The organism is Rhizobium sp. AG207R (genome assembly GCF_027109195.1).
Classification (GTDB): domain Bacteria; phylum Pseudomonadota; class Alphaproteobacteria; order Rhizobiales; family Rhizobiaceae; genus Rhizobium; species Rhizobium dioscoreae.
The window spans coordinates 459,539-485,210 of sequence record NZ_JAEPVT010000002.1; the positions used below are offsets into that span (position 1 = coordinate 459,539).

Sequence of the window (25,672 nt, forward strand, 5' to 3'; positions counted from 1 at the left end):
GCGGATTAGACTCCAGCCTTCATATCATGCGCAGAACGGATAGATCGATGACGCAACGTCCCCTAACGACAATCGGCTTCGACGCCGATGACACGCTCTGGCAGAACGAACAATTCTATCGGCTGACGGAACTGCAGTTTACCGAGTTACTCGCCGATCACGCCGCAAGCGACGTCATTTCCGCGCGCCTGCTGGAGGCGGAAAAGCGCAATCTTCGTCACTACGGCTTCGGCATCAAAGGTTTCACCCTCTCGATGATCGAAACAGCCATCGAGATCACGGAGGGCGAAGTGCCATCGACCGTCATCGCCCAAATCCTCGATATCGGCCGCGATCTCCTCGCCCACCCGGTCGAGACATTGCCGCATGTGCGTCAAACGCTGGAGGCCCTCTCGGGAAAGTATCTGTTGGTGCTGATTACCAAGGGCGATCTTTTCGATCAGGAGCGCAAGCTTGCGCAATCCGGACTCGGCGACCTCTTCGATGCGGTCGAGATCGTCTCGGACAAGAATGCGTCCACCTATCGCCGCATCTTTTCCAAGGTGGGCGACGGGCCGGAACGGGCCATGATGATCGGCAATTCACTGAAATCGGACATCGTGCCGGCGCTTGCTGCCGGCAGCTACGGCGTCTTCGTGCCCCACGAACTTACATGGTCGTTCGAGCATGTCGAGGAACCGACCGACGCACCACGTTTCCGCAAGATCGGCCATCTCGGCGAATTGCATGGCGTGATCGAAGCGTTGCAATAACCCTTACTGTCCCTGCTTCGAACGCGGCGGAAACAGCATCGGTCCCTGATCCTTCTGCTGATCAGCCGGCGCCTGCTGCGCGGCCGGCGGATTGGGGTCGATGAGGATCTCGTATGGCGCACCGAGACCGCGCCGGCGCGTGACGCGCGAATAATAGGGCTTGATCAGCCAGGTCGTATCCTCATTGACGGTGACGTCGGCGGTGTTGCCGTCTTCATCCGTGCCGAAGAAGGATTCATCCTCGCTCGACGAGAGGTCGAAGATCGCCATATAGGCATATTTGCTCTTCGAGCTGAAGGTAATCCGCACATGCTGGCCCTTCTTCAGCGGCAGCATGTAGACCTTGCCCTTGCCGAATTTCGTCCAGCCCGTCAGCCGCTCGAGGACGGCCGGCAGGGCGATCTTTTCAAGCTTTTCGCCACGATCGAGCTGCGGCAGCTGCTGTTGCTGGGTATTGCTTTGCGCATGGGCCACTGCGGCGTTGAACAGCGCAACCATCGTCAGCGAAAGACCAAGAAGCACAGCTCTCACGGTCGCACCAATGCGCAACGCATCGCCTCCACCTCTTTCCGGCAATAGCAGCCCTCGATGTGGTCGTTGACCAGGCCCATGGCCTGCATGAAGGCATAAACTGTGGTCGGGCCGACAAAGGTCCAGCCGCGTTTCTTCAGATCCTTCGAAATCCGCACCGAAGCCGCTGTGGTCGGATTGGCGCGCAGATGGGCAAGGTCAAAGATCTCCGGGCGCTCGGCGGCGGTCGGCTCATGGCTCCAGAAATAGCGGGCGAGCGAACCGAATTCGTCGCGCATCTCAATGGCGCGGCGAGCATTGTTGATGGTGGAAACGATCTTGCCGCGATGGCGGATGATGCCGGCATCGCCGAGGCAGCGCTCGATATCAGCCTCGCCAAACTTGGCGACTTTCTCGAAATCGAAGCCCGCAAAAGCGGCGCGAAAATTCTCGCGCTTGCGCAGTATCGTCAGCCAGGACAGGCCCGACTGGAAGCCTTCGAGGCAGATCTTCTCGAAGAGTCTGATGTCATTGACAACAGGCCGACCCCATTCCTCGTCATGATAGCGCTGATATTCCGGCAGATTGCCGTGCCAGAAGCAGCGGTCCTTGCCATCTTCGCCGGTGATAATGCCTGTTTCGGCCATTTTCGCGTTTCGTCCCCTATTTCAGCAGGCGCTACCGGGAGCCGGTATGCAACTATCGGATAAATTGAGATCAATCAAACGCTTAAATTCATAGACTGACTTCGACGACCGCGCATTCCGATTCATGATTTACCACTTGCAAACCATCTTTCCAAACCAAGCGGTAACCCTGACAAAGCTTTATCGGCTTCGCGGCATTTTGATGAATAGATGTTTACCATTCGCTCGCGTGCAAGTGGCACCATGGTTTCGACCGGGTGCTTTCGCGCCCATCTTCGGCCCATGTGTAGAGAGTTTGTCCGATGATGAAACATGCCGTCCTGTTTGCCGCGGGCGCTCTAAGCCTGCTTGCCTCCACCGCCTTTGCCGACGATCGCTATCAGTCGCGCCCGCCCGTCATCGTCAGTCCCGATCTGACCGCCCCCTGGGTGATGCAGCTTGGCGGCGGCAACGTGCAGCCGGTCGTCTATCCCCGCCCGATGGCGCGCCGCGCCGCCGATCCCAGAATGGAGCAGCAGGCCAATCCGCAGGTGCGCCAAGTCGTGCAGCCGCGCGGGCTGTTTGCACGTCCCGCCGTGCAGCAGGTCGCCATGGCTCGTCCGCAATATCCGGCAATCCGTGGCCAGATCGATCCGCAGTTCCTGCCGCAGATCGTCGACTATCAGACGAAGGAAAAGCCCGGCAGCATCGTCATCGATACCAATAACCGTTTCCTTTATCTGGTGATGGATGGCGGCAAGGCGCGACGCTACGGCGTCGGCGTCGGCAAGCCGGGCTTCGAATGGGCCGGCGCTCACACCGTGACCCGCAAGCAGGAATGGCCGGACTGGACGCCGCCGGCCGAAATGATCTCCCGCGAAGCAGCCAAGGGCCATTATCTGCCGGCGCACATGGAAGGCGGTGAAGGCAATCCGCTCGGCGCCCGCGCCATGTATCTCGGCTCCACCCTCTATCGCATCCATGGCACCAACGCGCCCTGGACGATCGGCAGTGCCGTCTCCTCCGGCTGCATCCGGCTTCGCAACGAGGATGTCATCGACCTCTACAACCGCGTCAAGGTCGGCACCCGCGTCACCGTCATGTAATCTTGAACGACGGGGGACCTGTGCGGCGATACTATCCCATCGAAGGGGCAGTATTCGCCGCACCGGAAAGCCCTCCACTATAGTTCAGACTATAGTCTGATCCGCGATAGAAGAGAGGCCGGTTCTTCCAGGCCATTCTCCTCATCGGGCATTTTGATCTTGATCCCTTCGTCGGTTCCGGTAGTTTCCTAGCGAATTCAACGAGGGGAATGCCATTATGAAAGCAGCATTGTCGATCGTGACGACAGGTGTCGTTGCGGCGTGTCTTCTTGCAGCATCGAACGCAGCAGCCTTCACCGCTTCAGCACCCATTGCGACGTCGGCCACGCGCGCCGACGTAATCAAGGTGGCGATGGAACCACAGGGCCAGGTGAAGCCGCAGTTTCAGCGGCGCATGGTGCGGCTGGCAACGAACGAGGAGCCGGGCACAGTCATCGTCGACACCAACAACAAGTATCTCTACCTCGTCGAAGGCAATAATCGCGCAAGACGCTACGGCATCGGCGTCGGCCGCGATGGCTTCGGCTGGTCGGGCGTGGTCAAGGTCGGCCGCAAGGCGGAATGGCCCGGCTGGACTCCGCCGCCGGAAATGATCGTTCGCGAAGCCAAAAAGGGCCACAAGCTGCCGGCCTATCAGGAAGGCGGCGAAGATAACCCGCTCGGCGCGCGCGCCATGTACCTCTATCGCAACGGTAACGACACCGCCTTCCGAATCCATGGGACCAACCAGCCATGGAGCATCGGCCTCAACATGTCCTCCGGCTGCATCCGCATGATGAACAAGGATGTGATCGATCTCTATGACCGCGTTCCGGTCGGCACGAAGGTCATCGTCGTCGGTCCCGGCAACAAGCAGGGCGAGGTCAGCTACCAGGATCGCGGCGTCGATGTGCTGAGAACCCTGTTCGGCGGCTGATAGACTCCGCCCGAATCAGGCATCAAGATAACGGGCGTCCTTTCCTGGCATGGCATCATTCACGCCACGGAAGGATGCCCGTATCACTTGTAATAGCCTATTGCATGCAGGCGCGGATGGAGACACTGTTGCGCCGGTGTTACAGCCTGAAACTTATCACGCTGCACCGCTGAAAAACGGAGCGTCGCCTTCAGTTTGACGTCAGTTTTCCCGCCTAAGCCGTACTTGCCGACCCATGACTGCAATAGAAGTGTCATGGAAGCGCGTTTAGATGGCGGCACTTTGGCATTCGGGGATTTCATATGCATCGTGCATTTCGCATCAAGCAGCCGGCATTCGCCGCGCTTGCGACTTCCGCATTCGTATTTGCCGCAAGCTCTGCCTCGGCAGAGATGCAATTTTCCGCTTACGGCGGCATACAGGGCGCGACAGGCAGCAATGTGACCACGTCGGACGGCGCCGATTTCGACCCGAACTGGTCGGGCAAATCCTTCAAGATGCCGCCCTATTTCGGCTTCCGCGGCATCTGGTGGCTCGATGAGTTCGACAAGCCGAACTGGGGCGTGTCGCTCGATTATACCCATGCGAAGGTCTATGGCGATCTCGGCAATACGCCCGGCTGGTCGCATTTCGAATTCACAGACGGCCTGAACATGCTGACGCTGAACGCGCTCTACCGCTTCCAGGATCCGAGCCGCAACTGGACGCCCTATGTGGGCTTGGGTGCCGGTATCAACGTGCCGCACGTCGAAGTCACCCGCGCATCGGGCACAACCTTCGACTACCAGTTCGGCGGTGCTTCGCTGCAGGCACAGGCGGGCGTCAGCTATCAGTTCGCCAAGCACTGGTCGACCTTCGTCGAATATAAGGGCAACTACAACTTCGTGAACAACGTCTCGATCGACAGCGGCGATACGCTGAAGACCAGGGTCTTTACGCACGCGCTCGACTTCGGCGTTTCGTTCAACTTCTGACGTCCTTCCGGCTGAAGTCGCAATCGATCCCTTAAACCGGTTCAGGCTTGGGGGATCTTGTGCTATGTTTCAGCCATGAGCTTTTTCTACTACCGATGTGACTGGATCCATCCGGAAAGCGAGGAGCCAGTCATCGTTTATTATGAAGTCGATGTCGCCGGCGATGTTCCGCGACTGATCGACGTGTTCGCGGACGGCCGCCGGCATTGTATGTCGGTTGCCGACTATGCTGCATTGGGCCGTGAGAGGCCGCGAGTCACCAGCCTTGTGGAAGGCTCGTTCTATGACGGCATCGCCGGCCTGGTGGATGGCCTCTTCTTCGAGGAAGGACAGGATCGCATCAGCATGACGCAGATTGCCGCCGACCGGTTCGAGGTCGAATGGCAGGCTCATCGCCTGCCCACGCCGGACAAGCTGCATTAGGACGCAATTCCAGACGAAAAACCGCTCTGCACTTTTCCTGGAATTGCTCTAAGCAGCAGCCGGCTGCAGGCCCTTCAGTTTCGCCGGTATCTCGCCGCCATAGGCCCAATCCAGCAATTCCACCGTATGCAGGATGGGAATGCCGGTTCCGGTGGCGATCTGGGTGATGCAGCCGATGTTGCCCGTTGCGATGATATCGGCTTTCGTCGCCTCGATGTTCCTGACCTTGCGCGCTTTCAGCTCGGCCGAAATTTCCGGCTGCATGATGTTGTAGGTGCCGGCCGAGCCGCAACAAAGATGTCCCTCCGCCGGGTCGCGCACCGTGAAGCCGGCCGCCTTCAAAAGCAGCTTCGGCGCCATTGTGATCTTCTGCCCATGCTGCATGGAGCAGGCGGAATGATAGGCGACCGCGATGCCGCGCGGCATATGTGACGGAAGGTCGAGACTTGCGAGATATTCCGTGACGTCCTTGGCAAGCGCCGAGACCCTTGCCGCCTTGTCGGCATAGGCCGGATCGAGGCGCAGCATATGACCATAATCCTTAATCGTCGTGCCGCAACCTGAAGCGGTGACGATGATGGCATCAAGTCCTCCGGCCTCGATCTCGCGCAGCCACACATCGACATTGGCGCGGGCGGCGGCGAGCGCCTGTTCCTCGCGGCCCATGTGATGAACCAGCGAACCGCAGCACGCTTCCCCCTCCGGCACGACGACCTCGACACCGAGGCGCGTCAGCAGGCGGATGGTGGCCGCGTTGATTTCGGGATCGAGCACCGGCTGGGCGCAGCCCGTCAGGATCGCCACGCGACCGCGCCGCTCCGCTTGCGGCTCGTAGCGGGCGGGCTTGGCAAAGGCAGATGGCGCTGGGATGCTGCGCGGCGCAAGATCGAGCATGGCAGCGAAAGCCTTCAATGCTGGAACGCGCTTCAACAGCCCCTTGAACGGTCGGCCAAAGTTCGCAAGCTGCAGGGCCAGCCGGAAGCGGCGGGGATAGGGCAAAACAGCGGCCAGCACATTGCGGGTCAGCCGGTCCATCAGCGGACGTTTGTAGGTATTCTCGACATGGACGCGCGCGTGGTCGATCAGGCGCATGTAATCGACACCGGAAGGACAGGTCGTGGTGCAGGCAAGGCAGGAAAGGCAGCGGTCGATATGTGTCACCACTTCGGCATCGGCTGGCCGGCCGTTTTCCAGCATATCCTTGATGAGATAGATGCGGCCGCGCGGGCTGTCGAGCTCATTGCCGAGCGTCACGTAGGTCGGACAGGTGGCGGTGCAGAAGCCGCAATGGACGCATTTGCGCAGGATCGCCTCGGATTCGGCCACATGCGGATCGGCAAGCTGTTCGGGCGTGAAATTGGTTTGCATCAGCCGAGCCCTCGATTCTTGCCTACCAGAACAAAGGCGCCCATCATATCCCGTCGAGCCCCCTCATCCGCGCTGTCGGGCACCTTCTCCCCAGGGGGAGAAGGAGGAATCCATCTTCCTCCTCCCCTGCCGGAAAGAAAATCGTGGAATCGCGGCAAACAAGGTCATTCCCTCTCCGCCGCAGGGAGAGGGCTAGGGTGAGGGGGTAACCAGCCAAAGACTCCATCCGCATCACCCCATCTTCCCCGGATTGAAAATCCCGGCCGGATCAAATTTTTCCTTCACGCGCACAGACAGCAGCGCCACCGCTTCGGGCTGCGGCTGGAAAGCCGCTGTCGTCGCGCGGTGGGCCGGGGTGGCGCGCATCAAGGTGGCATGCCCACCGCCTAAAGCATGAATGTAGCGCCTGAGCATATCGCCTTCGGGTTCTGCTTCCATGCGCATCCAGACAAGACCACCCTGCCAGTCATAATAGGCATCCACGCCTTCTTCCAGACGAAGTGCCGCGACGAGCTGGTGGCCGATGCTGGGTGCCACGGACACACGCCAAACGGGGCGCGTCGTGCCATCCGCATAGGGCTTTACATCGCGGATCTCGCGCCAGAGCCTGCGGCTGTCATCTTCTGCAAGGCGCTTCACCGACCCGAGCCGGGCCATCGCGGCGGTAAGCTTTTCGCCGCGGACCGAGACGGAGCCCGGAAGCCCCTCAATGCGCAGCACAGTCGCCTCCCCTTGCGGCAGCTTGCCGTCGAGAAAGAACCAGGCGACGGTCAGCGGCAGATGGGCGGCGCCCGATACCTCGAGCGGCAGAGCCATGGCCGCAGCCATGGCATTGGCGGCTTCCGCATCGTTGAGGCCGGAGACGACGATCGTTTCCTCCGTCTTCGGCTTTGGCGGCACGCGGAACGTTACTTCGGTCAGAAGGCCGAGCGTACCGTGCGAGCCGGCCATCAGCTTGACCAGATCGAGGCCGGTGACATTCTTCATCACCCTCCCCCCGGCCTTGACGATTTCACCCCTGCCATTGACGAAGCGGACGCCGAGCAGGCTGTCGCGCGCGGCACCGCTGACGAAACGGCGCGGCCCGGAGACATTGGCCGCGAAGATGCCGCCGATCGTCGGCTCACCTTCAGTCGCCATCAGCGGCCTATGATCCATGGGCTCGAAGGCCATCATCTGGCCGGCCTCGGCAAGAGCGGCCTCGATCTCCGCGGCCGGGGTGCCGGCGCGAGCCGTCATCACCATCTCACCTGGATTGTAGGCGACAATACCGGTCAGGTCACTTGACGAGAGCACCGCTTCGGACGCGACCGCATTGCCGAAGCCGGATCGCGTGTTGCCGCCGACGACTGCAAGAGCCGCAGCGCGCGCGGCATGATCACTGATGATGGAGGCCGCTTCCTCCTCAGTCCTGGGGTGAAATTCCGTCATGCGGCATTGCGTCCATCGAGGGGGAAGACCTTGGATGGGTTGAGGATCCAGCCCGGGTCGAAAGCGGCGCGGACCGACATCATCTGGGCAAGATCGACATCGGCATATTGATGACGCATCAGGTCGCGCTTCTCGATGCCCACACCATGCTCGCCGGTGAGGCAACCGCCGGCATCGACGCAGAGCCGCAGGATATCGTTGCCGGCCGCTTCCGCCCTGGCTGCCTCATCGGGGTCATTGGCATTGAAGAGGATTAGCGGATGCATATTGCCATCGCCTGCGTGGAAAACATTGGCGACGCGCAGGCCATAGCGATCAACGATCTCCGTCGTCTTCTGCAGGACATAGGGGAGCTGGCTGAGCGGCACGGTACCATCCATGCAGATATAGTCGGCAATGCGGCCAGTGGCACCGAAGGCGGATTTCCGGCCTTTCCAGATCAACGCCGCCTCGGTCGCCGACTGGCATTCGCGCACGGTCTTGACCTTGTGGGTGCGGGCAATGGCGATAATGCTAGCCAGCATATCGTCCATTTCGGCTTCCGAGCCTTCAACCTCGACGATCAGTAAGGCCCCTACATCGAGGGGATAGCCGGCTTTGGCAAAGGCTTCACAGATCTCGATCGCCGGCTTGTCCATGAATTCAATGGCAACAGGGATGATCCCGGCGGCGATGACATCGGCCACGCAGGCGCCGGCCTCCTCGGAACTGTCGAAGCCGAAGAGCACCGGCCGGGCGCCTTCCGGCTTGGCGATGAGCCGCACCGTCGCCTCGGTGACGATGCCGAGCTGGCCTTCGGAGCCACAGACAAGGCCGAGCAGATCGTAGCCCGACGCATCCAGCGCCTTGCCGCCGAGATCGATGACGGTGCCGTCGGTCAACACCAGCTTGACGCCGAGCAGATTGTTCGTCGTGACACCGTATTTCAGACAGTGGGCGCCGCCGGAATTCATGCCGATATTGCCGCCGATGGTGCAGGCAAGCTGCGAACTCGGGTCGGGCGCATAGAAGAAGCCGTCGGCCGAGACGCTTTCGGAAACGAGCAGGTTCGTCACCCCCGCCTGCACCGTCGCGGTGCGATTGGCATAATCGATATCGAGGATGCGGTTCATCTTGGAGAGGCCGAGAACGACGGCATCCTCCTGCGGTATCGCGCCGCCGGAGAGCGATGTGCCAGCACCGCGCGGCACGACGGGAATGCCGTAGCGGTGACAATATTTCATGACGGCCGCCACTTCCGCCGTCGAGCGTGGCAAGGCGACGGCGAGCGGCAGGCGGCGATAGGACACGAAGGCATCGGTTTCGAAGGGCACGAGTTCGCGCTGCTCGTGGATCAGGCATTCCGGCGCGAGAAGATCCGCGAGGTCTGCAACGATCGCGCTGCGCCGCGCCAGAACATCCGCACGCGGCTCCAGAAATGAAATGGCCTCGGCCATGCGGTCCTCCTTCTGCATCCCATTACGGACGCAGCCCCTTTTAGCGCATTACAGGCTTAGCGCTTTCCCAAGTTTGGAGCAAATGATAAGCACTTATTCCAAAACAGGAAATAATTCTGCATGACCAATTTAGGGGATCTCGAAATCTTCGCCAGCGTAGTTGCGACCGGCAGCATGTCCCTGACAGGCCGCGCACTCGGCTTTTCGCCGGCCGTCATTTCCAAGCGGATCAAGCGCCTTGAAGACAGGCTCGGCACGCGGCTTCTGCAGCGTACCACGCGGCAGATTTCGCTGACGGAAGCGGGTCAGGGTTTCTACGATCGGGTGCTTGCCATTCTTGCCGGATTGGAAGAAGCGGAAGCCTATATTGCCGGGCGCTCTTCGCAGATGCACGGCACCCTGAAAATCTCCGCTCCAACATCCTTCGGCCGGATGCACATCGCGCCGCATCTGAAATCCTTCATGCAGGCGCATCCCGAACTGGCGCTCAATCTGGTGCTCAGCGACGAATTCGTCGATATCGTCGGCGGCGGCTTCGATCTTGCCATCCGCATTGCCGAGCTCACGGATTCCAGTCTCGTCGCGCGCCGGCTCGCGCCGGTGCGCCGCGTGCTCTGCGCCTCCCCTGCCTATATCGAGGCCCATGGCATGCCCGAGGATATCGACGATCTGCGCCGGCATATCTGCCTACCTGCGCACAATCTCGATCCGTGGCGGCTGGAGGGACCGAAAGGCAGCCTGATCTTCCGCCCCGAGGGCAGGCTCATCACCAATTCCAGCGAGGTCGTGCGCGAAGCCGTCATCGCCGGCCTCGGCATTGCGCTGCGTTCCACCTGGGATATCGGGCCGGAATTGCGGGACGGCCGCCTCGTTCAGGTGCTGCCGGCCTATGAAGGCTCGCACAATGTGACGCTATCGGCCGTTTACCCCAGCCGGCAGTTCCTGCCGGCGAAAGTGCGCGTCTTCATCGACTTTCTGGCGGAACTTTACGGCCCTGTTCCCTATTGGGAGCGATGAGAACCCTTATAGGATCGAGGAGACCGTCATGTCCGCGCCCGAGAGCATCCGTTCCGATCTCGCCCCAAATTCGGAGACCCGCTTCACGGTGGCGCTTGGCGATATTACAAAGCTCAAGGTCGATGCGATCGTCAATGCGGCCAACAGCAGCCTGCTCGGCGGTGGCGGTGTTGATGGCGCGATCCATCGCGCTGCGGGGCCTGAGCTTCTCGCGGAATGCCGGACGCTGAATGGTTGCAAGACCGGCCAGGCAAAGATGACCGGCGGATATCGCCTGCCGGCAACGCATGTGATCCACACGGTCGGCCCCGTCTGGAATGGCGGAAACCATGGCGAAGAGGAGCTGCTTGCCGACTGCTATCGCAACAGCCTCAACCTTGCCCGGCAACACGATCTGAAGACCATCGCCTTTCCTGCCATTTCCACCGGCGTCTATCGCTTTCCCGCCAAGCCGGCAGCGGGAATCGCGATCCGCACTACCCTTGCCGAAAGCGAGGATGGCGCCTTCGATGAGATCATCTTCTGCTGCTTCGGCGACGAAATGGCGGCACTCTACGACCGATTGCTGCCGCAGGCGCTGTCCGGAGCCTGATGCCTATCGCGCGAGGTTGAGATAGGCGGAGGCGACTAGGGCATCGATGTCAGTGGGAACGGGGATGACGCAGGCTTCCTTGCCAAGGCTGCCCTTGGCGACCCTCTCCAGGCATCGCGCCTGCAGGGCAAAGCCGAGATCCATGGATTCGACGGTATTCCCCAGCGGACGCGGGCCGGCCAGATTGGCCATGTGGCCGCCGCCGAGAATGTGGAAGGCACGGCCATCTCGCATGCGGACGGTCTCGATCTGCTCAGCTTCGTACTGATCGACGCCGGCGACATCGGGACTATCGCGGAAGCCTTCGACATCGATCTCATGCGGGAAGTGGCCGCCGTTCATCAGGATCGCGCCATCCTTGATCAAGGGCAGATCGGCAACCGTGATGATGCCTGGATAGCCTGTCACAGTGATCAGGATATCGGCAGAGCGGATCGCCGATTCATGCAGCGGCGTCGTGAAGCCGTCGAGATGTGCTTCAAGCGTCGTGACCGGATCGATATCGACAACGCTGACGGTGGAGAATGCATTGCGGAAGCATGTAGCGGTGCCCTTGCCACAGGCACCGTAACCAAAGACGGTCACATGTTTGCCATTGGTGGAGCGGTTGGTGAAGCGCAGATAGCTCTCGAACAGGCTTTGCCCGACAGCATGCCGGTTTTCGGCGAACTGCTTGATCGGGCTGTCGTTGATGACGAGGATCGGCATGTTGAGCTTGTCGCGCATCGGCATCAGCCGGGTGCGGCCGGATGTGGTTTCCTCGGTGCCGCCAAGCAGATTAGCATAGGGCCTGTCGGCCGCGCGGGCGAAGAGATCGCCACCATTGTCGAGCAGCAGGTCCGGCTTTTCCGCCAGGATCGCGTCGAGACGCGCACCATGCTCCTCCGCGTCGCGGGTCTGTGTCGCAAAGACCTTGATGCCCTGAGCGCGCAGATAGTCCACCGTTTCCGGCTGGGTGCTGTTGAGATTGCCGGTGCAGACGAGATCCGCGCCGCCGGCACGCAGCGTCATCAGCAGCGCAACGGTCTTCGGCTCGAGGTGAATGCCGGTGCCGATTGTGAGGCCGGCAAAGGGTTTTGTGTCACGAAATTCCGCTGTTGTGGCCGCCAGCAGACGGCAGCTGCGCGCCACCCAGTCGATACGCGAAAGAGAAGAAGGCTGATCCATGATGCGCTCCTGCCGGTTGGTTCGATGCCGCGATCTGGCATGATCGCAAAGGAGGTGTCGATGGACATTACATTGCGTTGCATGGCAGAAAATCTGCCATGTGAATGCGTCTTTCTGTGATGCTGTGCTAAGCCGGTTCGGCCCCCGCCTCGCTTAGCCAATCCGCCAATCGCACCAGCGCCGGGTCCCTCACATCGCTGCTGCGAATGCTGAGGCTATAGCCCGCCGGCCTACGGATGAAGCCGAATGGCGCGACCAAAGTACCGCGATCGAAATCCTCGCCAATGGCGGTGCGCGGGGCGATGGCGACCCCGAGGCCCGAGCGGGCGGCGCCGAGCGCAAGCAGCAGGTCTTCGAATTCGCGATTGCCGGCAAAGCGGATGGGGACATGACCGCTTTCGGCAAACCAATCCTCCCACAGGCTCGGGGCGGAACGGCTTGCAAGGGCAACAGCTCCGGCAAGTGCCGGAACACCGTTGGCAAGTCCGAGGCGATCGGCGACATCGGGCGTTGCGATGGGACCGAACTCATCCTCCATGAAGCGGATAGCGGTGATATCGCGCATCGGCCGGTATTCGCCGCCCATGATGACCGCTTCGAGGTCGGGGCGCTTGGCAAGCGGCTCGACTGTCGCCATCGGCACGATGTCGATATCGATATCCTGAAGTGCCGTCTGAAGCGCGGCGACGCGCGGCATCAGCCACCAGACGGCAAAAGCCGAGGGAACGCCGAGTCGAATCGACCGCGGTTCGCCAACGGAAAGTTCGGCGGAGGCCCGGGTGAGGATGCCAAAGGCGACACCAACGGAATCGGCGAATGCCCTGCCCTTCGCCGTCAGCACCAGCCTGCCGTTCTCCCGGTCGAACAGGGGTACGCCAAAATGTGCCTCCAGCAGGTTCAGCTGCTGCCTGATAGCCCCGCGCACGACGCCAAGCTCATCGGCCGCCTTCAGGACGCTGCCGCAGCGCGCAACCGCATCGAAAGCACGCAGCGCGTTCAAGGGCGGCAGGCGTCGAGGCGGGATGCGTTCGGACATAATAAGTTTTTCTTTCTTTCCAAAATGATAGCAGCCACATCCATGCGATTGCGCCATCTGCGGCACGAAAATGCTGTTGAATGTCGCTTTCAGCACAATCGCTGGCGAATATCAGAAGACAAATCTTTGCATTTTTCTCTACGCAACACTCAATAATTTTGTGGGGAAATACCATATAGCCTTATATGGAGCGCAAAATTTTTCCGCACCGTGATAATATAGATTCCAGCCTTCACTCCAACTCTCAAAGGTGAACCGACAATTGGCCTTTCTCAGCCGCATAGCAAATGATGTGCAACTCATGTTTCGGCGTCCGCCGCGACAGCAATATGCTGCGCTTTGTTATCGGGTGAAAAAGAAAACCGGTCATCTTGAGATGTTGTTGCTGACCAGCCGCGACACTGGTCGCTGGGTCATCCCCAAGGGATGGCCTATGCCCGGCAAGCTCTCCCATGAAGTCGCTGCCCGCGAAGCCTATGAAGAGGCAGGCGTGCGCGGCGTGGTGGAAACTGAGCCGCTCGGCTCGTTCGGCTACGACAAGGTGCTCAAGGACGGCATCCAGGTGCCATGCCGCGTGCAGGTCTACGCTCTCGAAGTCAACGAACTCGTCAAGAACTTCAAGGAAAAGGGCGAGCGCTCCATGGAGTGGGTCTCCTGCGAGGAAGCAGCCGAACGCGTTCGCGAACCGGAACTGCACGATCTCATTCTCGCCTTCGCGCGCCGGATGCCGGCCGCTCCGGTGGTTTCGCAGGCCGAATAAGCCACATTACTCACAAAAAACTGTGCCAGTATGCTTGGTGGATATTGCGCGCCTTATCGGTCAGCGCAATACGAGAGTTTTGATTCAGAGAATTGCATGCCCGACCGACCGGCCACACCTGTAAAAAGGACGCTCGACAAGGACCTCGACAAATTCACCTATGTCGAGGACGCGACGCATCACGTCACGAGGCGTCTGGTGGCGCCGGGTATCGGCCTGATCTTCCTCGGTCTCGCCATGGTCTTCGCCGGCATCTACGTTTTCAACCAGCCGCGCGCGACGCTGATCTTTGCCGCCGTAGCCCTTGCCGGCTACATGGCCATGAACATCGGCGCGAAAGACGTCGCCAACAATGTCGGTGCGGCGGTCGGTGCGCGCGCGATCACCATGACGCAGGCCCTCGTCATGGCCGCCATCTTCGAGATCCTCGGCGCGACGATTGCCGGCGGCCCGGTCATCAATACGATCTCGACCCATATCGTCGATACCAATCGCATCGTCAGCATCGGCAAACTTGCCTGGCTGATGATGGCGGCCCTGCTTGCCGCGGCACTCTGGATCAATTTCGCCACCTGGCTAAAAGCGCCGGTTTCGACGACACATACGATCGTTGGCGCCGTCGTCGGCGCAGGTGCAGCCGCCGTCGGCCCGGAGCTGGTGAACTGGAACACGCTGGCAGCCATTTCCGCAGGCTGGGTTGTCACACCCTTTCTGGGCGGCACCATCGCCGCCAGCATCCTCTACTTTATCGAGACATGCATCATCTATCGCGACGACAAGATTGCCGCCGCCAGATATTGGATTCCGATCCTGATCGGACTGATGGCCGGCGCCTTCTCGGGCTATCTCGTGGTCCAGCTCGAACCCAAAGGTACGATACCCAATATCCTCAATCTTGCGATCGGCCTCAGTGTCGGCATCATCGCGTGGCTCGGCGCATGGCCGCTTGTGGCGGCGCAATCGGCGGGATTGGAAAACAAGAACAGCTCGTTGCGCAAGCTTTTCCGCCTGCCGTTGATCTGCTCTGCAGCCCTGATGTCCTTCGCGCATGGCGCCAACGACGTCGCCAACGCCATCGGCCCGCTCGCTGCGATCGTTCGCGATGTCGGGCTTGGCGGCTCGCTCACCGTGCTGGCCGAGACAAGCACGCAGAAGGCGCCCTTCTGGGTCGTCATGATCGGCGGCTGCGGCATCTCCGTTGGCGTTCTGCTCTATGGGCCGCGGCTCATCCGTCTGCTTGGCGAACAGATCACCAAGCTCAATCCGATGCGTGCCTATTGCGTCGCCGTGTCTGCGGCCCTCACCGTCATCGTCGCCGCCTGGTTCGGTTTCCCCGTGAGTTCGACCCACATTACCGTTGGCGCGGTCTTCGGCGTCGGCTTCTTTCGCGAGTGGTCCACCGTCCGTTCCAAGCGGCGATTTGACTATATGCGTAAAAAGGCCGAGGCGGCGGGCATACCCTGGAGCGAGCCGGAAGCCACCGATGAGCGCAATCCCGATGAGGTTCATCGCCGCCGGCTCGTGCGCCGCTCGCATTTCATGACCATCATCGCCGCCTGGGCGATCACCGTGCCGGTCGCTGCCCTGCTTGCCGCCGCCGTATATTGGGTTATGGTCGCGCTCTTCATTTAGAGCGGTTCGGCTTCTCGCCGGATCTTCGAGCCGCTCCATCTCAGTGTTCCAGTTAATTCCGGGGGTAATCCATGCGCGCCAATTTCCGCATGCAGCGGCTGTACGTGACGGCAGACATCAAGGCTGGTACCGCCATCGAGGTTGACCAGGATCAGTTCAACTATCTCGCCAACGTGCTGCGCATGGAGGATGGTGCTGAACTTCTTGTCTTCAACGGCCGCGACGGAGAGTGGAAAGTCCGTGTCTCCTTCCCCACCCGCAAGCGCATCCTGCTGACGCCGGTCGAGGAGACACGCCCGCAGCCGGCCCCCTCCGACCTGCACTACCTTTTCGCGCCTCTGAAAGTCGGGCGATTGGATTATCTCGTGCAGAAGGCGGTCGAAATGGGCGCCGGCCTCTTGCAGCCGGTGATGACACAGCATGTGCAAGGCAAGATCACCAACCTCGACAAGGTCAGGGCCAATGTCATCGAGGCGGCAGAGCAGTGCGGCATCCTCGGCATTCCCGACGTAGCCGAACCTGTGAAGCTTGCCGATCTGCTCGCCCGCTGGCCGCGCGAGCGCCGCATCATCTATTGCGACGAGGGCGATGCCGGCCAAAATCCGCTGCCGCTTTTGACGCGGGTAAAGGAGAAGCATCTGGCGCTGCTGGTCGGCCCCGAAGGCGGTTTTTCCGAAGAAGAGCGCTCCCTCTTGCGCAGCCTCGATTTCGTCACCGCCATTCCGCTTGGCCCGCGTATCCTGCGTGCCGATACGGCGGCTGTTGCGGCCATGGCGGTGATCCAGGCCGCGATCGGCGACTGGAACTGAGACGTCACTCCAGTATAGCAGCGACGGTTGCAACGATCAGCAGGATTGCCAGCGAGATGTTGACGATCCGCGAGATCTTCGGATCTTGAAGGAAACGGGATAGTGAAGCACCAACGAGAAGCCAGGCCATATGGATGGCGACGATCATGGCTGTGAGCAGCGCGATCTTGGCGGCGGCGTCGAGCAGCCTCTGATCCTGAAACAGGCTGACACCGGCAAAGACGGCTGCGATCGCGAGATAGGCCTTGGGATTGGCGACGGCCAGCAGGAACCCACCGGAAAAGGCAGGCGCCGCGATCTGATCGTCGCGGCGAGACAGCGGCGGCGCGGTGGCGATCTTGAAGGCGAGATAAAGGATATAGAGCGCCGAGACCACAGTCAGCAGGAGGGCACCATGCGGCACCGACAGCAGGACGGCAACGACGCCAGCCGCTACCGCGAGCAGAACAGCCACGGTGCCCGCAATAAGGCCGGAGACGTAACCGAGCGACCGTCGGAAGCCGTAGGCCGCTCCCATCGCCGTCGCGCTGATGGTCGAGGGACCGGGACTTCCCATGATGACGAGCGAAGCCAGAAGCAGCGTCAGTATAGGATAGTAAAGGTCGTTCGGACCGTTCATCGATATGCTCCGCCTGATGTCAGTGGAAGCAAAGCTATCGGCGTGACTAGCGGGATGTCTTGAACGCTTGTGCAAATATGCCGGTGGCTGACACGGCTGTGATGCAGTTGCGAGACATAAAATCCTATTTTTTTGAACGACCCTTGAAAGAAATTCACTTGCACCGTACCTCAATCCGCGTCAATCACCCTCCTATTGACCTGCGGCTTGCGCGGGTTCTTCTCCGAGATCTAAGGTAATACCATGGCGCGCGATACTACCGACCAGACTCCGCTCTCCTCGGTCTCGGAAATGACGGCCTATCTGGCCGCAGGCTGCAAACCGCAGGAGAAATTTCGCATCGGCACCGAGCACGAGAAATTCGTGTTCTTCCGCGCCGACAACAGCCCTGTGCCCTATTTCGGCGAGGCCAGCATTTCCGCGCTCCTCACGGGGCTGCAGAAGAAGAGCGGCTGGGATCCCATCATGGACGGTGACAACATCATCGGGCTCGGTGAACCCTCGGGCATGGGCGCCATCTCGATCGAGCCGGGCGGGCAGTTCGAACTCTCCGGCGCGCCGCTCGAAACCATTCACCAAACCTGTAAAGAATCGAATGCCCATCTCGCGACGGTGCGCGAAATTGCCGAGCCGATGGGCATCCGCTTCCTCGGCATCGGCGGCAGCCCGAAATGGACGCTCGCCGAAACGCCGCGCATGCCGAAATCGCGTTATGAGATCATGACCCGCTACATGCCGAAGGTCGGCACCATGGGTCTCGACATGATGTACCGCACCTGCACCATCCAGGTGAACCTCGACTTTTCGTCGGAAGCCGACATGCGCCGCAAGATGCGCGTGTCGATGAAACTGCAGTCGCTGGCAACGGCGCTCTTCGCCTCCTCCCCTTTCACCGATGGCAAGCCAAACGGGCTTTCCTCCTGGCGCGGCGAAATATGGAAAGATACAGACAACCGCCGCGGCGGCCTGCTCGATTTCACCTTCAGGGATGATTTCGGCTTCGAAGACTATGTGAAGTGGGCGCTCGATGTGCCTATGTATTTCGTCGTTCGCGACGGCCGCTATCACGACTGTACGCACGTCACCTTCCGCCAGTTCATGGACGGTGCGCTGAAGGGTGAGATCGCCGATTGGGAGCCGACGATGGGCGACTGGACGAACCATCTCTCGACGCTGTTCCCCGATGTCCGCCTCAAGCGCTTCCTTGAGATGCGCGGCGCGGACGGCGGCCCCTGGCGCCGCATCTGTGCGCTGCCGGCCTTCTGGGTCGGCCTGCTCTATGACGACGAGGCACTGACAGCCGCCGACGAGCTGACCAAGGACTGGAACTTCCAAGAGGTCAATGCGCTGCGGAACGTCGTACCGGCACAGGGCCTGAAGGCGGCGATCAAGGGCCATGGCCTCCTCGAAATCGCTCGCGAAGTGGTCGGCATTTCCCGTCTCGGGCTGAAGAACCGCAATCGCTTGAATGGCGACGGGCAGGATGAAACCGTCTTCCTCGCACCGCTCGACGAAGTGCTCGCCAAGAAGGGCACGCTCGCCGACGATCTCTTGATGCTCTACAACGGCCGCTGGAACCAGTCGGTCGAGCCGATCTTCGAGGAATATCAGTACTGATAGGCGCTTATCTGCCGTCGCTGCCCGGCGACCCCACGGCAGAAACCGGTATGCGCCCTCCCTTTTCCGCTATACTATCGGAATCAAGCGCCGCCTGATTCCGAAGCGGCCTCCTAGAGCCGGATGATTTTAGGTCTGTTCGACCTAAAATCTGAATCCGCTCTAGAATCAAAGAAATAGAGCGTGATGTCATCCGAAAACCGCCTACACTTTTCGGCATCACGCTCTAGCGGGGAAAGGGACTTCGATGCTGCCACTCTTCGACATGATGATGCAGGCACAGAATGGCGCCGCCACGGACGCCATGGCCAAGCAGTTCAATCTGGCGCAGGAGCAGGCGACGAAGGCCATGGCCGCTCTGATGCCGGCCTTTTCCTCCGGCTTCAAGCGCAGCGCCACCGATCCCTATAATTTCGTCGGCGTGATGAGGGATATCTCGTCCGGCAATTATGCCAAATATTTCGAGGACATGACCAAGGCCTTTACGCCCGAGGGCATTGCCGACGGCAATGCCGTGCTCGGACGGCTGTTCGGCTCGAAGGAGGTTTCCCGCGCGGTCGCTGCCCAGGCCGCACAGATGACCGGCATCGGCCAGGAGATTTACAAGCGCATGCTGCCGGCCATGGCGGATACGCTGATGGGCGGTCTCTTCAAGGAAACCAGCGGCCAGATCCCGCAGATGGCCAATCCCTTCCTCAACACCGATATGGGCGAGATGATGCAGGGCTGGCTGCAGAGCATCGGCTTTGCGCCCAAGCAGCAGCCGACGCCGCAGGCGAGCATCTTCGACAATCCTTTCACCCAGGCAATGGAGCTGATGTTCGGCGCCGATTCGGTCAAGCGCGAGAAGCCGGCGCCGACCAATCCTTTCCTCGACAATCCCTTCGCCAAGGCGTTTCAGGACATGATGAAGAACTTCCCGATGCCGTCAGAGCCGCCGAAGGAAGAGCCGAAGGCCAAGCCCGCCGTCGGCGTCGACATGGCGGCCTATACCGAGATGTTCAACGCCATGTTCGACAGCGGCCTCGAAGTGCAGAAGACCTATCAGAAAAACATGGAAGCGATCTTCGACAGCTATTTGAAGAGCGAGGACAAGCCTGCTCCGAAACAGAAGTGATGCTTGGCTACTCGCTTTCGATTCCTGCTCACTGTTCACAATTCCGCACAGCCCGTACGCATTGCGCCCGGTTATCATACACTGCGACTGAGCCTATTTCTGTTTTCATCTTGAAAAGGAGATAGCCATGTCCAGCATCGATCAATCCGGAAGCTTCATCCTCGGCAACCTCAAGGTCAAACGGCTCGGCTACGGCGCCATGCAGCTTGCAGGCCCCGGCGTCTTCGGGCCGCCGAAGGACCACGAGACGGCACTCGCGGTTCTGCGCGAAGCCATCGCCTCCGGCGTCGACCATATCGATACCAGCGATTTCTACGGTCCGCATGTGACCAACCGGCTGATCCGGGAAGCGCTCCATCCCTATCGAGACGATCTCGTCATCGTCACAAAAATCGGCGCACGGCGCGGCACGGATGCCTCCTGGCTCCCGGCCTTCTCCGCCGATGAGCTGAAGCAGGCGGTGCACGATAATCTAAGCAATCTGGGGCTGGATGTACTCGACGTCGTCAATCTCCGCGTCATGATCAACCCGCATCATCCGACAGAGGGCTCCATCGAGGCGCCGCTGACCGCCCTTGCCGAGCTCAAGCGGCAGGGTCTGGTGCGCCATATCGGGCTCAGCAACGTCACGCGCAACCAGATCGCAGAGGGTCGCAAGATCACCGAGATCGTCTGCGTCCAGAACCTCTACAATCTGGCGCAGCGTACGGATGACGCGCTGGTTGATGAGCTTGAGCGCGACGGGATCGCCTATGTGCCCTTCTTCCCGCTCGGCGGCTTCACGCCGCTGCAGTCCTCAGCGCTTTCCGATGTCGCTGCCCGGCTGAACGCGACGCCCATGCAGGTGGCTCTTGCCTGGCTGCTGCAGCGTGCCCCCAATATCCTGCTCATTCCCGGTACGTCGTCGCTTACGCATCTCAAGCAGAATATCGCGGCTGCGGAACTCAAGCTGCCGGAGGATGCGATTGCCGAACTCGATCGCATCGCCAGCACCAGCCACGCCTGACGCCCCTTCACCGATCCGAGGGGAATCGAGCAGGCAACTCGAGCCGCCTCTCTATGCCGATATTGTCGAGAAACACCTCATCGTGGCTGACGACCAGAAGCGAGCCGTCATAGGCCCGCAGCCCGGCCTCGACCGCCGCGATCGAATCGATATCGAGATGGTTGGTCGGTTCGTCGAGGATCAACAGCGATGGCGGCACCGTGCCGCCGAGCACGCAGGCAAGCCCGGCGCGCAGAAGCTGGCCGCCGCTCAGACTGGAGGCGGTCTGCAACGCGGCATTAGCCCGGAACATGAAGCGCGCCAGGGCAGCCCGGCAGGCATTTTCATCCGCATCAGGGTTGATCCTGCGGAAATTGTCGCGGATCGAAATCGATGGATCGAGAAGGCTGACCCTTTGGTCCAGTAAAGCGGAATGGACGACCCGCACCGTGCCGCTCCAGGGTTTTAGCGCGCCGGAGACCAGCGCCAGCAGTGTCGTCTTGCCCGAGCCGTTCGGCCCGGTGACGGCAACGCGTTCCGGCCCCGTCATGATGAAATTGAAGTCGCGCAGGATTGGCCGCTCTGGCTCGTAGCCAGCAGTGACGCCTTCCATCTTGAGGACGATCCTGTTTGCTGGCAATCCTGATGTCGGCAGCTTCACGGTCAGCGGCTGTAGAACCTCTATCTTCTCGCGGGCGGCAGCGGCATCCTGCAGAGCCTGGGCGCGGCGGCGTTCGGCGAGCCGCGTATTCTCCGCGCTTGTCATTTCAGCCCGCTCCTTCAAGCCGCCGAGCATGATGCGCGGAATACCGCCCTTGGCCGCCATCTTCCGGCCCGCCTTGTCTCGCCGTGCCTGCCGTTCGACGGCCGCTTGGGCGCTTCTTTCTACTTCGGCTACACGCTTCTCTGCCTCGGTAAAATCATGTTCGGCGGCGGAAAGCTCCAGCGCCTTGCGTTCGCGATACTGCGTCCAGTTGCCGCCATAACGGGAGGCGCCGAGCGATGTCAGTTCGACAATCGCATCCATGGTGTCGAGCAACTCGCGATCGTGGCTGATGACGATGGCACCTGCCCTCCAGCCCGCAAGCAGATCGATGACAGCTGCGCGGCCGTCGCGATCGAGATTGTTTGTGGGTTCGTCGAGGATCAGGAAATCAGGATCGTCGACGATAAGGGCAGCAAGTCCACAACGAGTGCGCTGTCCCCCCGACAGGGTCGCCAGAGGCGTTTCCGGGACGACGTCCAGCCCGACATGATCAAGAGCCGCGGCGATGCGTGACTCGAGCGTCCAGTCAGCCAACGCGAGTTCATCATTGGTCGCCTCGCCGGCTTCCGCCCGCTTCAGGACAGCAAGGGCTTCGCTTGCACCGAAGAGATCGGCGACAGTTTCGTCCGCCTCCACCTGCACGCTCTGGCGCAGGATTCCCAATCGGCCGTTGAACGAGATGCTGCCGGATTGCGGCTGCAGCTCGCCGGAGATGAGCTTGATCAGTGTCGTCTTGCCGACGCCGTTGCGTCCGACAAGGCCGGTGCGTTCGGCACCGAAGCTGAGATCGAGATGGGAAAGAAGCGTCCGGCCGTCAGGCGTGGACCACGAAAGATTGGATAGAACGATGGATATAGGCATGAGCAAGAATGTCCTCGATGGCAAGGCTGAACGGCATTGCGGTCGAGGTGGAATCCATTGCTGCACACATCCTGTTGGTATCAACGATGCTCATAAATTAGGCGAGCAGTATCTTCAGTTCAAGCCCTGCGAGTAAAGATGCAGGCATTTCACGCATTGACGTCGATGGCATCGAGGAAGTCGATGACCCGCTTCCAGGTAAGATCGGCCGCCTTGGCGTCATAATCGGGCAGGCTTGCATCGGTGTAGAGATGACCGCCGCCCGGATATCGAAAAATCTCCGCAACGGTTCCGGAGCGCTCGGCAGCCTGTCGCCATGCCGCAACGTCTTCCTCCGGTTCGAACGGGTCCGGTTCAGCCAGATGAAGCTGCAGCGGCAGGCCCTTGCACGCATTCTCGGCGATCGGGGCAATGCCATGCAGAAACAGGATGCCGGCGGTCTTTTCCCGCTTCGGCCAGAGGCTAGAGATAACACCCGCCCCCATAGAGAAGCCGGCCAATACAGTCGAGGCCGGCAGGCCAGCCAGCGCCCATTCGGCGCGCTCGCAGATCGTTTCCCAGCCGATCTCGTCCTTGAATTCGAACCCTTCTTCGATCGACCGGGCGATCAGGCCGTCATAGAGATCCGGCGCGAAAGCCTTGTGGCCTGCCGCCTGCACACGCTCGACCGCCTCATGCTCGAGTGAGCGCAGACCATAGACGGAATGGAAGAAGATCACGGTTGCCATCGTTGCTTCCCTATTGTTCGGATCTGGTCGTTAGATAAGACGGTTGCCGCCGTAGGCAACTTGCCCGCGCATCATCTATGACAGAAACCGGTCTCCAGAAAGAAAAAACCCGGTGTTGGCCCTTGGGCCGAACACCGGGAAAGAGGCAGGGCTTATTGGCTATCACCCTGCGGGGAAACTATTGTCCGCCATCAGCCTCTTAAGCTGCTGGAGGCAGAGAGGCGCGTGCAGCGACGCGCGGAATTGGTGAGATGGCCGGACGGATCCCCGAAGAAGGTCGAGGTGGTCAGCGCAGCGTTCAGATCCTGCCTGGTGAGGCCGATATCGTGCAGCTGGCTGTCGTTCAGCTCATTCAGATATTCGATTTCCTTGCGATTTCGGATTGCGCGCCAGATCGATGCGACATTGCTCAAAGCAAGCATAACCCGTGCCGTCAGCGACAGCGATGGCGTTGCTAGGCCGAGGTCAAAGGTCCGATCTGTCGTGCGCATTTCCGTATTCCTTTTCTTTGGGCACACGCGAGCCCAGCCCCTTTTCGGCGATCCGGAAAAGGGGCGTAGGCCGGGAGGAGTTCGACAGGTGTTTCTGTTCGATTGGTATGCTGAATTACATTCAGAAGATGCCAAAGGCCTATTGATCAGTCCAACGAATGTTTCTAATGATAACTATCAAACTCCTTTATAGGTGAGCCCATGTCCGCGCCGCTTGATATCGATCAGTTGCAGACCTTCATCGCAATCGTGGATTCCGGAAGCTTCACCAAGGCGGCCGACCGGGTGTTCAAGACACAATCGGCCGTCTCCATGCAGATGCGCCGGCTGGAAGAGCGCGTCGGCAAGCAGCTTTTCATCAAGGATGGACGCGGCAACCGCCTGACGGCGGAAGGCGACAAGCTGCTGAACTATGCCCGCCGCATCATTCGCCTGAACAACGAGGCCATCGCCGCTTTCGATGACAACCGTCTCGAAGGCACGCTGCGCATCGGCACACCGGACGATTATGCCGATCGCTACATGCCCGAAATCATCGGCCGTTTTGCGAAGACGCATCCGAATGTCGAGCTCTACATCGTCTGCGAGCCCTCGGTCGACCTTGCCGAGCGCATGCATCGCGGCGAGCTCGATATCGCGCTCGTCACCCACAATCCGCGCGAACGCATGTCGGACGTCGTTCGAACGGAGCCGCTCTGCTGGGTCGGCTCGGCCAACCATCCGCTGCGCGATGATGCGCCCATTCCGCTCGCCGTCGGCCGTCGCGACTGTCAGTGGCGCCAGCTCGCCTGCTCGGCGCTTGATGCCGGCGGCCGCGACTATCAAATCCTGTTCACCAGCTGGTCCTGCACTGTCGTTGCCGCGGCCGTACTTGCTGGCATGGCGGTTTCGGTCATGCCGGAATCGGCGCTCAGGACCGGCATGAAGGTACTGACCCAAGCCGATGGCTTCCCACCGCTGCCGCCGGTGCAGATCGGCATCATGAAGCGGGCCGGCCTTTCCGTATCGCTGATGAACGCCATCACAGCGCATATCTCCGCCTGCCTCGACAACATCACGCCGGCTGCGGTGGATGACGATCTTGATGGCGAGGTGAAAACCTACACGCGCTTCTATCCGCGACTGCGCGCCGGGCACATTCTACCGGGCTGGTGAGCTCGAAGCGCACCAGCCTGTTACTTTCGAGTGGTTACTGCTCCGGCTCCGCCAGCAGGGTGGCGCGGATCACCTGCTTCCATTCGTGCAACATGCGCTTTGCCATCTCGTCGTCGCTCATGATGGCAAAGCGGACGGATGCGCCGATCAGATGGCTGAACAGCTGCGTGCGCGCCTCGAGGTCGATGCGGCTTTCAGCCGGCAGAAAAGGCCGAATGCTGTCCAGGAAAATTTCGGCGACACGATTGCTGTGTTGAATGTTGAGCTGAAGGATATCCCTGTCGATGTCCGTACCTAGCCAGACGCCGAGATAGGCGGGATCGCTGCGAAACTCGCGATAATACCAATCGATCATGGTGCAGACGAGCTCGATGGCGTGATCGAGCGATGTCACGAAGGCAAAAGCCTCTCCCACCTTTAGCCTGATGCGGCTGGAATGCCGTTCGAGCAAGGCACGGACGATCGCCGCCTTGTCCGGAAAATACTGATAGACGGAGCCGATCGGGATCGCGGCAACCGCAGCCAGCTCGGTCATCTTCATCGCGCTCACCCCCTTCTCGGCGATCAGCGCGGCCGCGACCGACAGAATGGCATCGACACGCTGGATGCTTCGCTCCTGCTGTGGCCTCTTTCGGAACGTAATGCGGTCGGGACTATCCGGATTCATGCTCTTCCCGTTTCATTCTCACACTGAACGGCGCTCAAGCGCGCAGACGCTATGACACCAGACGCGTTCAATGCGCGTAAACGGGAAAAGCTCAATTTTAATCATCACTTA

Annotated in this window: 26 protein-coding genes; 14 read left to right on the forward strand and 12 right to left on the reverse strand. The window is 60.5% G+C overall.

Going from position 1 to position 25,672, the window contains the following annotated elements:
- The first annotated feature begins 47 nt into the window (after positions 1-47).
- A complete protein-coding gene (locus JJQ51_RS06210) occupies positions 48-752 on the forward strand; it encodes an HAD family hydrolase (protein WP_015338919.1) in 705 nt (234 codons plus the stop codon).
- Positions 753-755: 3 nt separating this feature from the next.
- Here the strand turns inward: JJQ51_RS06210 and JJQ51_RS06215 are convergent, their stop codons facing one another.
- Positions 756-1,250: a hypothetical protein gene (locus JJQ51_RS06215; RefSeq protein WP_173002507.1), complete on the reverse strand. Its 495-nt coding sequence runs from the start codon at positions 1,248-1,250 to the stop codon at positions 756-758.
- Between the two features lie 29 nt (positions 1,251-1,279).
- Positions 1,280-1,909 (reverse strand): DNA-3-methyladenine glycosylase I, encoded by a 630-nt coding sequence (locus JJQ51_RS06220; protein WP_113353829.1) that lies wholly within the window; start codon positions 1,907-1,909, stop codon positions 1,280-1,282.
- Positions 1,910-2,211: 302 nt separating this feature from the next.
- Between JJQ51_RS06220 and JJQ51_RS06225 the strand changes: the two genes are divergently transcribed.
- The 4 genes from JJQ51_RS06225 (at position 2,212) to JJQ51_RS06240 (ending at position 5,307) form a co-directional block, all read left to right on the forward strand.
- A complete protein-coding gene (locus JJQ51_RS06225; RefSeq protein ID WP_113330142.1) occupies positions 2,212-2,994 on the forward strand; it encodes a L,D-transpeptidase in 783 nt (260 codons plus the stop codon).
- 217 nt (positions 2,995-3,211) lie between these two features.
- Positions 3,212-3,910 (forward strand): L,D-transpeptidase, encoded by a 699-nt coding sequence (locus JJQ51_RS06230; protein WP_113353828.1) that lies wholly within the window; start codon positions 3,212-3,214, stop codon positions 3,908-3,910.
- A 302-nt stretch (positions 3,911-4,212) separates the two neighbouring features.
- Entirely contained in the window at positions 4,213-4,884 is a 672-nt protein-coding gene (locus JJQ51_RS06235) for an outer membrane protein (RefSeq protein ID WP_113353827.1), read from the forward strand.
- Positions 4,885-4,959: 75 nt separating this feature from the next.
- Positions 4,960-5,307 carry a DUF6881 domain-containing protein gene (locus JJQ51_RS06240; RefSeq protein ID WP_113353826.1) on the forward strand — a complete coding sequence of 116 codons (348 nt, stop codon included), beginning with the start codon at positions 4,960-4,962 and terminating at the stop codon, positions 5,305-5,307.
- Positions 5,308-5,355: 48 nt separating this feature from the next.
- Here the strand turns inward: JJQ51_RS06240 and glcF are convergent, their stop codons facing one another.
- The 3 genes from glcF to JJQ51_RS06255 form a co-directional block, all read right to left on the reverse strand.
- Positions 5,356-6,675, reverse strand: coding sequence for a glycolate oxidase subunit GlcF (gene glcF, locus JJQ51_RS06245; RefSeq protein WP_113353825.1), 1,320 nt, complete (start codon positions 6,673-6,675; stop codon positions 5,356-5,358).
- A 231-nt stretch (positions 6,676-6,906) separates the two neighbouring features.
- On the reverse strand, positions 6,907-8,106 hold the full coding sequence (locus JJQ51_RS06250; RefSeq protein ID WP_113353823.1) for an FAD-binding protein: 1,200 nt from the start codon (positions 8,104-8,106) through the stop codon (positions 6,907-6,909).
- On the reverse strand, positions 8,103-9,542 hold the full coding sequence (locus JJQ51_RS06255; protein ID WP_269244425.1) for an FAD-linked oxidase C-terminal domain-containing protein: 1,440 nt from the start codon (positions 9,540-9,542) through the stop codon (positions 8,103-8,105). The genes JJQ51_RS06250 and JJQ51_RS06255 overlap by 4 nt, the downstream gene beginning before the upstream one ends.
- A 120-nt stretch (positions 9,543-9,662) precedes the next feature.
- Here JJQ51_RS06255 and JJQ51_RS06260 point away from each other — a divergent pair, with 120 nt between their 5' ends.
- Entirely contained in the window at positions 9,663-10,559 is an 897-nt protein-coding gene (locus JJQ51_RS06260) for a LysR family transcriptional regulator (protein ID WP_112722659.1), read from the forward strand.
- Between the two features lie 28 nt (positions 10,560-10,587).
- Entirely contained in the window at positions 10,588-11,151 is a 564-nt protein-coding gene (locus JJQ51_RS06265; protein ID WP_269244426.1) for an O-acetyl-ADP-ribose deacetylase, read from the forward strand.
- A gap of 3 nt (positions 11,152-11,154) precedes the next feature.
- Here the strand turns inward: JJQ51_RS06265 and JJQ51_RS06270 are convergent, their stop codons facing one another.
- A complete protein-coding gene (locus tag JJQ51_RS06270; RefSeq protein ID WP_269244427.1) occupies positions 11,155-12,318 on the reverse strand; it encodes an adenosylhomocysteinase in 1,164 nt (387 codons plus the stop codon).
- 127 nt (positions 12,319-12,445) lie between these two features.
- Positions 12,446-13,354, reverse strand: a complete 909-nt coding sequence (locus JJQ51_RS06275; protein ID WP_269244428.1) for a LysR substrate-binding domain-containing protein — start codon at positions 13,352-13,354, stop codon at positions 12,446-12,448.
- A 301-nt stretch (positions 13,355-13,655) separates the two neighbouring features.
- Here JJQ51_RS06275 and JJQ51_RS06280 point away from each other — a divergent pair, with 301 nt between their 5' ends.
- The 3 genes from JJQ51_RS06280 (at position 13,656) to JJQ51_RS06290 (ending at position 16,555) form a co-directional block, all read left to right on the forward strand.
- Positions 13,656-14,114, forward strand: a complete 459-nt coding sequence (locus JJQ51_RS06280) for an NUDIX hydrolase (protein WP_113330131.1) — start codon at positions 13,656-13,658, stop codon at positions 14,112-14,114.
- A 96-nt stretch (positions 14,115-14,210) separates the two neighbouring features.
- Positions 14,211-15,746 carry an inorganic phosphate transporter gene (locus tag JJQ51_RS06285; RefSeq protein ID WP_269244429.1) on the forward strand — a complete coding sequence of 512 codons (1,536 nt, stop codon included), beginning with the start codon at positions 14,211-14,213 and terminating at the stop codon, positions 15,744-15,746.
- A gap of 71 nt (positions 15,747-15,817) precedes the next feature.
- Positions 15,818-16,555 carry a 16S rRNA (uracil(1498)-N(3))-methyltransferase gene (locus JJQ51_RS06290; protein ID WP_113353818.1) on the forward strand — a complete coding sequence of 246 codons (738 nt, stop codon included), beginning with the start codon at positions 15,818-15,820 and terminating at the stop codon, positions 16,553-16,555.
- A gap of 4 nt (positions 16,556-16,559) precedes the next feature.
- Here the strand turns inward: JJQ51_RS06290 and JJQ51_RS06295 are convergent, their stop codons facing one another.
- Positions 16,560-17,174, reverse strand: coding sequence for a LysE family translocator (locus JJQ51_RS06295; protein ID WP_269244430.1), 615 nt, complete (start codon positions 17,172-17,174; stop codon positions 16,560-16,562).
- Between the two features lie 243 nt (positions 17,175-17,417).
- On the opposite strand from JJQ51_RS06295, the gene JJQ51_RS06300 reads away from it, so the two are divergent.
- The 3 genes from JJQ51_RS06300 to JJQ51_RS06310 all read left to right on the forward strand — a co-directional run bounded on the left by JJQ51_RS06300 (position 17,418) and on the right by JJQ51_RS06310 (position 20,914).
- Positions 17,418-18,791, forward strand: a complete 1,374-nt coding sequence (locus JJQ51_RS06300; RefSeq protein ID WP_269244431.1) for a glutamate--cysteine ligase — start codon at positions 17,418-17,420, stop codon at positions 18,789-18,791.
- Positions 18,792-19,038: 247 nt separating this feature from the next.
- Complete coding sequence (locus JJQ51_RS06305) at positions 19,039-19,908, forward strand: DUF937 domain-containing protein (protein ID WP_113395715.1); 870 nt, start codon at positions 19,039-19,041, stop codon at positions 19,906-19,908.
- A 127-nt stretch (positions 19,909-20,035) separates the two neighbouring features.
- Positions 20,036-20,914: an aldo/keto reductase family oxidoreductase gene (locus JJQ51_RS06310; RefSeq protein WP_269244432.1), complete on the forward strand. Its 879-nt coding sequence runs from the start codon at positions 20,036-20,038 to the stop codon at positions 20,912-20,914.
- Between the two features lie 7 nt (positions 20,915-20,921).
- On the opposite strand, the gene JJQ51_RS06315 is transcribed toward JJQ51_RS06310, so the two are convergent.
- From JJQ51_RS06315 to JJQ51_RS06325, 3 genes are all read right to left on the reverse strand, one after another.
- Positions 20,922-22,520 carry an ABC-F family ATP-binding cassette domain-containing protein gene (locus JJQ51_RS06315; RefSeq protein ID WP_269244433.1) on the reverse strand — a complete coding sequence of 533 codons (1,599 nt, stop codon included), beginning with the start codon at positions 22,518-22,520 and terminating at the stop codon, positions 20,922-20,924.
- 149 nt (positions 22,521-22,669) lie between these two features.
- The gene (locus JJQ51_RS06320) at positions 22,670-23,248 is read right to left on the reverse strand and encodes a dienelactone hydrolase family protein (RefSeq protein ID WP_269244434.1); all 579 of its coding nucleotides are present in this window, start codon (positions 23,246-23,248) and stop codon (positions 22,670-22,672) included.
- Positions 23,249-23,439: 191 nt separating this feature from the next.
- Positions 23,440-23,739 carry a DUF1127 domain-containing protein gene (locus JJQ51_RS06325; protein WP_113353813.1) on the reverse strand — a complete coding sequence of 100 codons (300 nt, stop codon included), beginning with the start codon at positions 23,737-23,739 and terminating at the stop codon, positions 23,440-23,442.
- Positions 23,740-23,940: 201 nt separating this feature from the next.
- Between JJQ51_RS06325 and JJQ51_RS06330 the strand changes: the two genes are divergently transcribed.
- A complete protein-coding gene (locus tag JJQ51_RS06330; RefSeq protein ID WP_069612360.1) occupies positions 23,941-24,894 on the forward strand; it encodes a LysR substrate-binding domain-containing protein in 954 nt (317 codons plus the stop codon).
- Positions 24,895-24,928: 34 nt separating this feature from the next.
- On the opposite strand, the gene JJQ51_RS06335 is transcribed toward JJQ51_RS06330, so the two are convergent.
- Positions 24,929-25,561, reverse strand: coding sequence for a TetR/AcrR family transcriptional regulator (locus JJQ51_RS06335; protein WP_069612359.1), 633 nt, complete (start codon positions 25,559-25,561; stop codon positions 24,929-24,931).
- Positions 25,562-25,672: the final 111 nt, after the last annotated feature.

Bases quoted from the DNA above. Each gene is read 5' to 3' on its own strand.
- JJQ51_RS06230 (WP_113353828.1), top strand. From the start codon at position 3,212: ATGAAAGCAGCATTGTCGATCGTGACGACAGGTGTCGTTGCGGCGTGT.
- JJQ51_RS06215 (WP_173002507.1), bottom strand. From the start codon at position 1,250: ATGGTTGCGCTGTTCAACGCCGCAGTGGCCCATGCGCAAAGCAATACC.
- JJQ51_RS06220 (WP_113353829.1), bottom strand. From the start codon at position 1,909: ATGGCCGAAACAGGCATTATCACCGGCGAAGATGGCAAGGACCGCTGC.
- JJQ51_RS06325 (WP_113353813.1), bottom strand. From the start codon at position 23,739: ATGCGCACGACAGATCGGACCTTTGACCTCGGCCTAGCAACGCCATCG.
- JJQ51_RS06210 (WP_015338919.1), top strand. From the start codon at position 48: ATGACGCAACGTCCCCTAACGACAATCGGCTTCGACGCCGATGACACG.
- JJQ51_RS06255 (WP_269244425.1), bottom strand. From the start codon at position 9,542: ATGGCCGAGGCCATTTCATTTCTGGAGCCGCGTGCGGATGTTCTGGCG.
- JJQ51_RS06225 (WP_113330142.1), top strand. From the start codon at position 2,212: ATGATGAAACATGCCGTCCTGTTTGCCGCGGGCGCTCTAAGCCTGCTT.
- JJQ51_RS06270 (WP_269244427.1), bottom strand. From the start codon at position 12,318: ATGGATCAGCCTTCTTCTCTTTCGCGTATCGACTGGGTGGCGCGCAGC.
- JJQ51_RS06320 (WP_269244434.1), bottom strand. From the start codon at position 23,248: ATGGCAACCGTGATCTTCTTCCATTCCGTCTATGGTCTGCGCTCACTC.
- JJQ51_RS06250 (WP_113353823.1), bottom strand. From the start codon at position 8,106: ATGACGGAATTTCACCCCAGGACTGAGGAGGAAGCGGCCTCCATCATC.
- JJQ51_RS06310 (WP_269244432.1), top strand. From the start codon at position 20,036: ATGTCCAGCATCGATCAATCCGGAAGCTTCATCCTCGGCAACCTCAAG.
- glcF (WP_113353825.1), bottom strand. From the start codon at position 6,675: ATGCAAACCAATTTCACGCCCGAACAGCTTGCCGATCCGCATGTGGCC.
- JJQ51_RS06290 (WP_113353818.1), top strand. From the start codon at position 15,818: ATGCGCGCCAATTTCCGCATGCAGCGGCTGTACGTGACGGCAGACATC.
- JJQ51_RS06235 (WP_113353827.1), top strand. From the start codon at position 4,213: ATGCATCGTGCATTTCGCATCAAGCAGCCGGCATTCGCCGCGCTTGCG.
- JJQ51_RS06240 (WP_113353826.1), top strand. From the start codon at position 4,960: ATGAGCTTTTTCTACTACCGATGTGACTGGATCCATCCGGAAAGCGAG.
- JJQ51_RS06280 (WP_113330131.1), top strand. From the start codon at position 13,656: ATGTTTCGGCGTCCGCCGCGACAGCAATATGCTGCGCTTTGTTATCGG.
- JJQ51_RS06260 (WP_112722659.1), top strand. From the start codon at position 9,663: ATGACCAATTTAGGGGATCTCGAAATCTTCGCCAGCGTAGTTGCGACC.
- JJQ51_RS06305 (WP_113395715.1), top strand. From the start codon at position 19,039: ATGCTGCCACTCTTCGACATGATGATGCAGGCACAGAATGGCGCCGCC.
- JJQ51_RS06285 (WP_269244429.1), top strand. From the start codon at position 14,211: ATGCCCGACCGACCGGCCACACCTGTAAAAAGGACGCTCGACAAGGAC.
- JJQ51_RS06275 (WP_269244428.1), bottom strand. From the start codon at position 13,354: ATGTCCGAACGCATCCCGCCTCGACGCCTGCCGCCCTTGAACGCGCTG.
- JJQ51_RS06315 (WP_269244433.1), bottom strand. From the start codon at position 22,520: ATGCCTATATCCATCGTTCTATCCAATCTTTCGTGGTCCACGCCTGAC.
- JJQ51_RS06335 (WP_069612359.1), bottom strand. From the start codon at position 25,561: ATGAATCCGGATAGTCCCGACCGCATTACGTTCCGAAAGAGGCCACAG.
- JJQ51_RS06295 (WP_269244430.1), bottom strand. From the start codon at position 17,174: ATGAACGGTCCGAACGACCTTTACTATCCTATACTGACGCTGCTTCTG.
- JJQ51_RS06300 (WP_269244431.1), top strand. From the start codon at position 17,418: ATGGCGCGCGATACTACCGACCAGACTCCGCTCTCCTCGGTCTCGGAA.
- JJQ51_RS06265 (WP_269244426.1), top strand. From the start codon at position 10,588: ATGTCCGCGCCCGAGAGCATCCGTTCCGATCTCGCCCCAAATTCGGAG.
- JJQ51_RS06330 (WP_069612360.1), top strand. From the start codon at position 23,941: ATGTCCGCGCCGCTTGATATCGATCAGTTGCAGACCTTCATCGCAATC.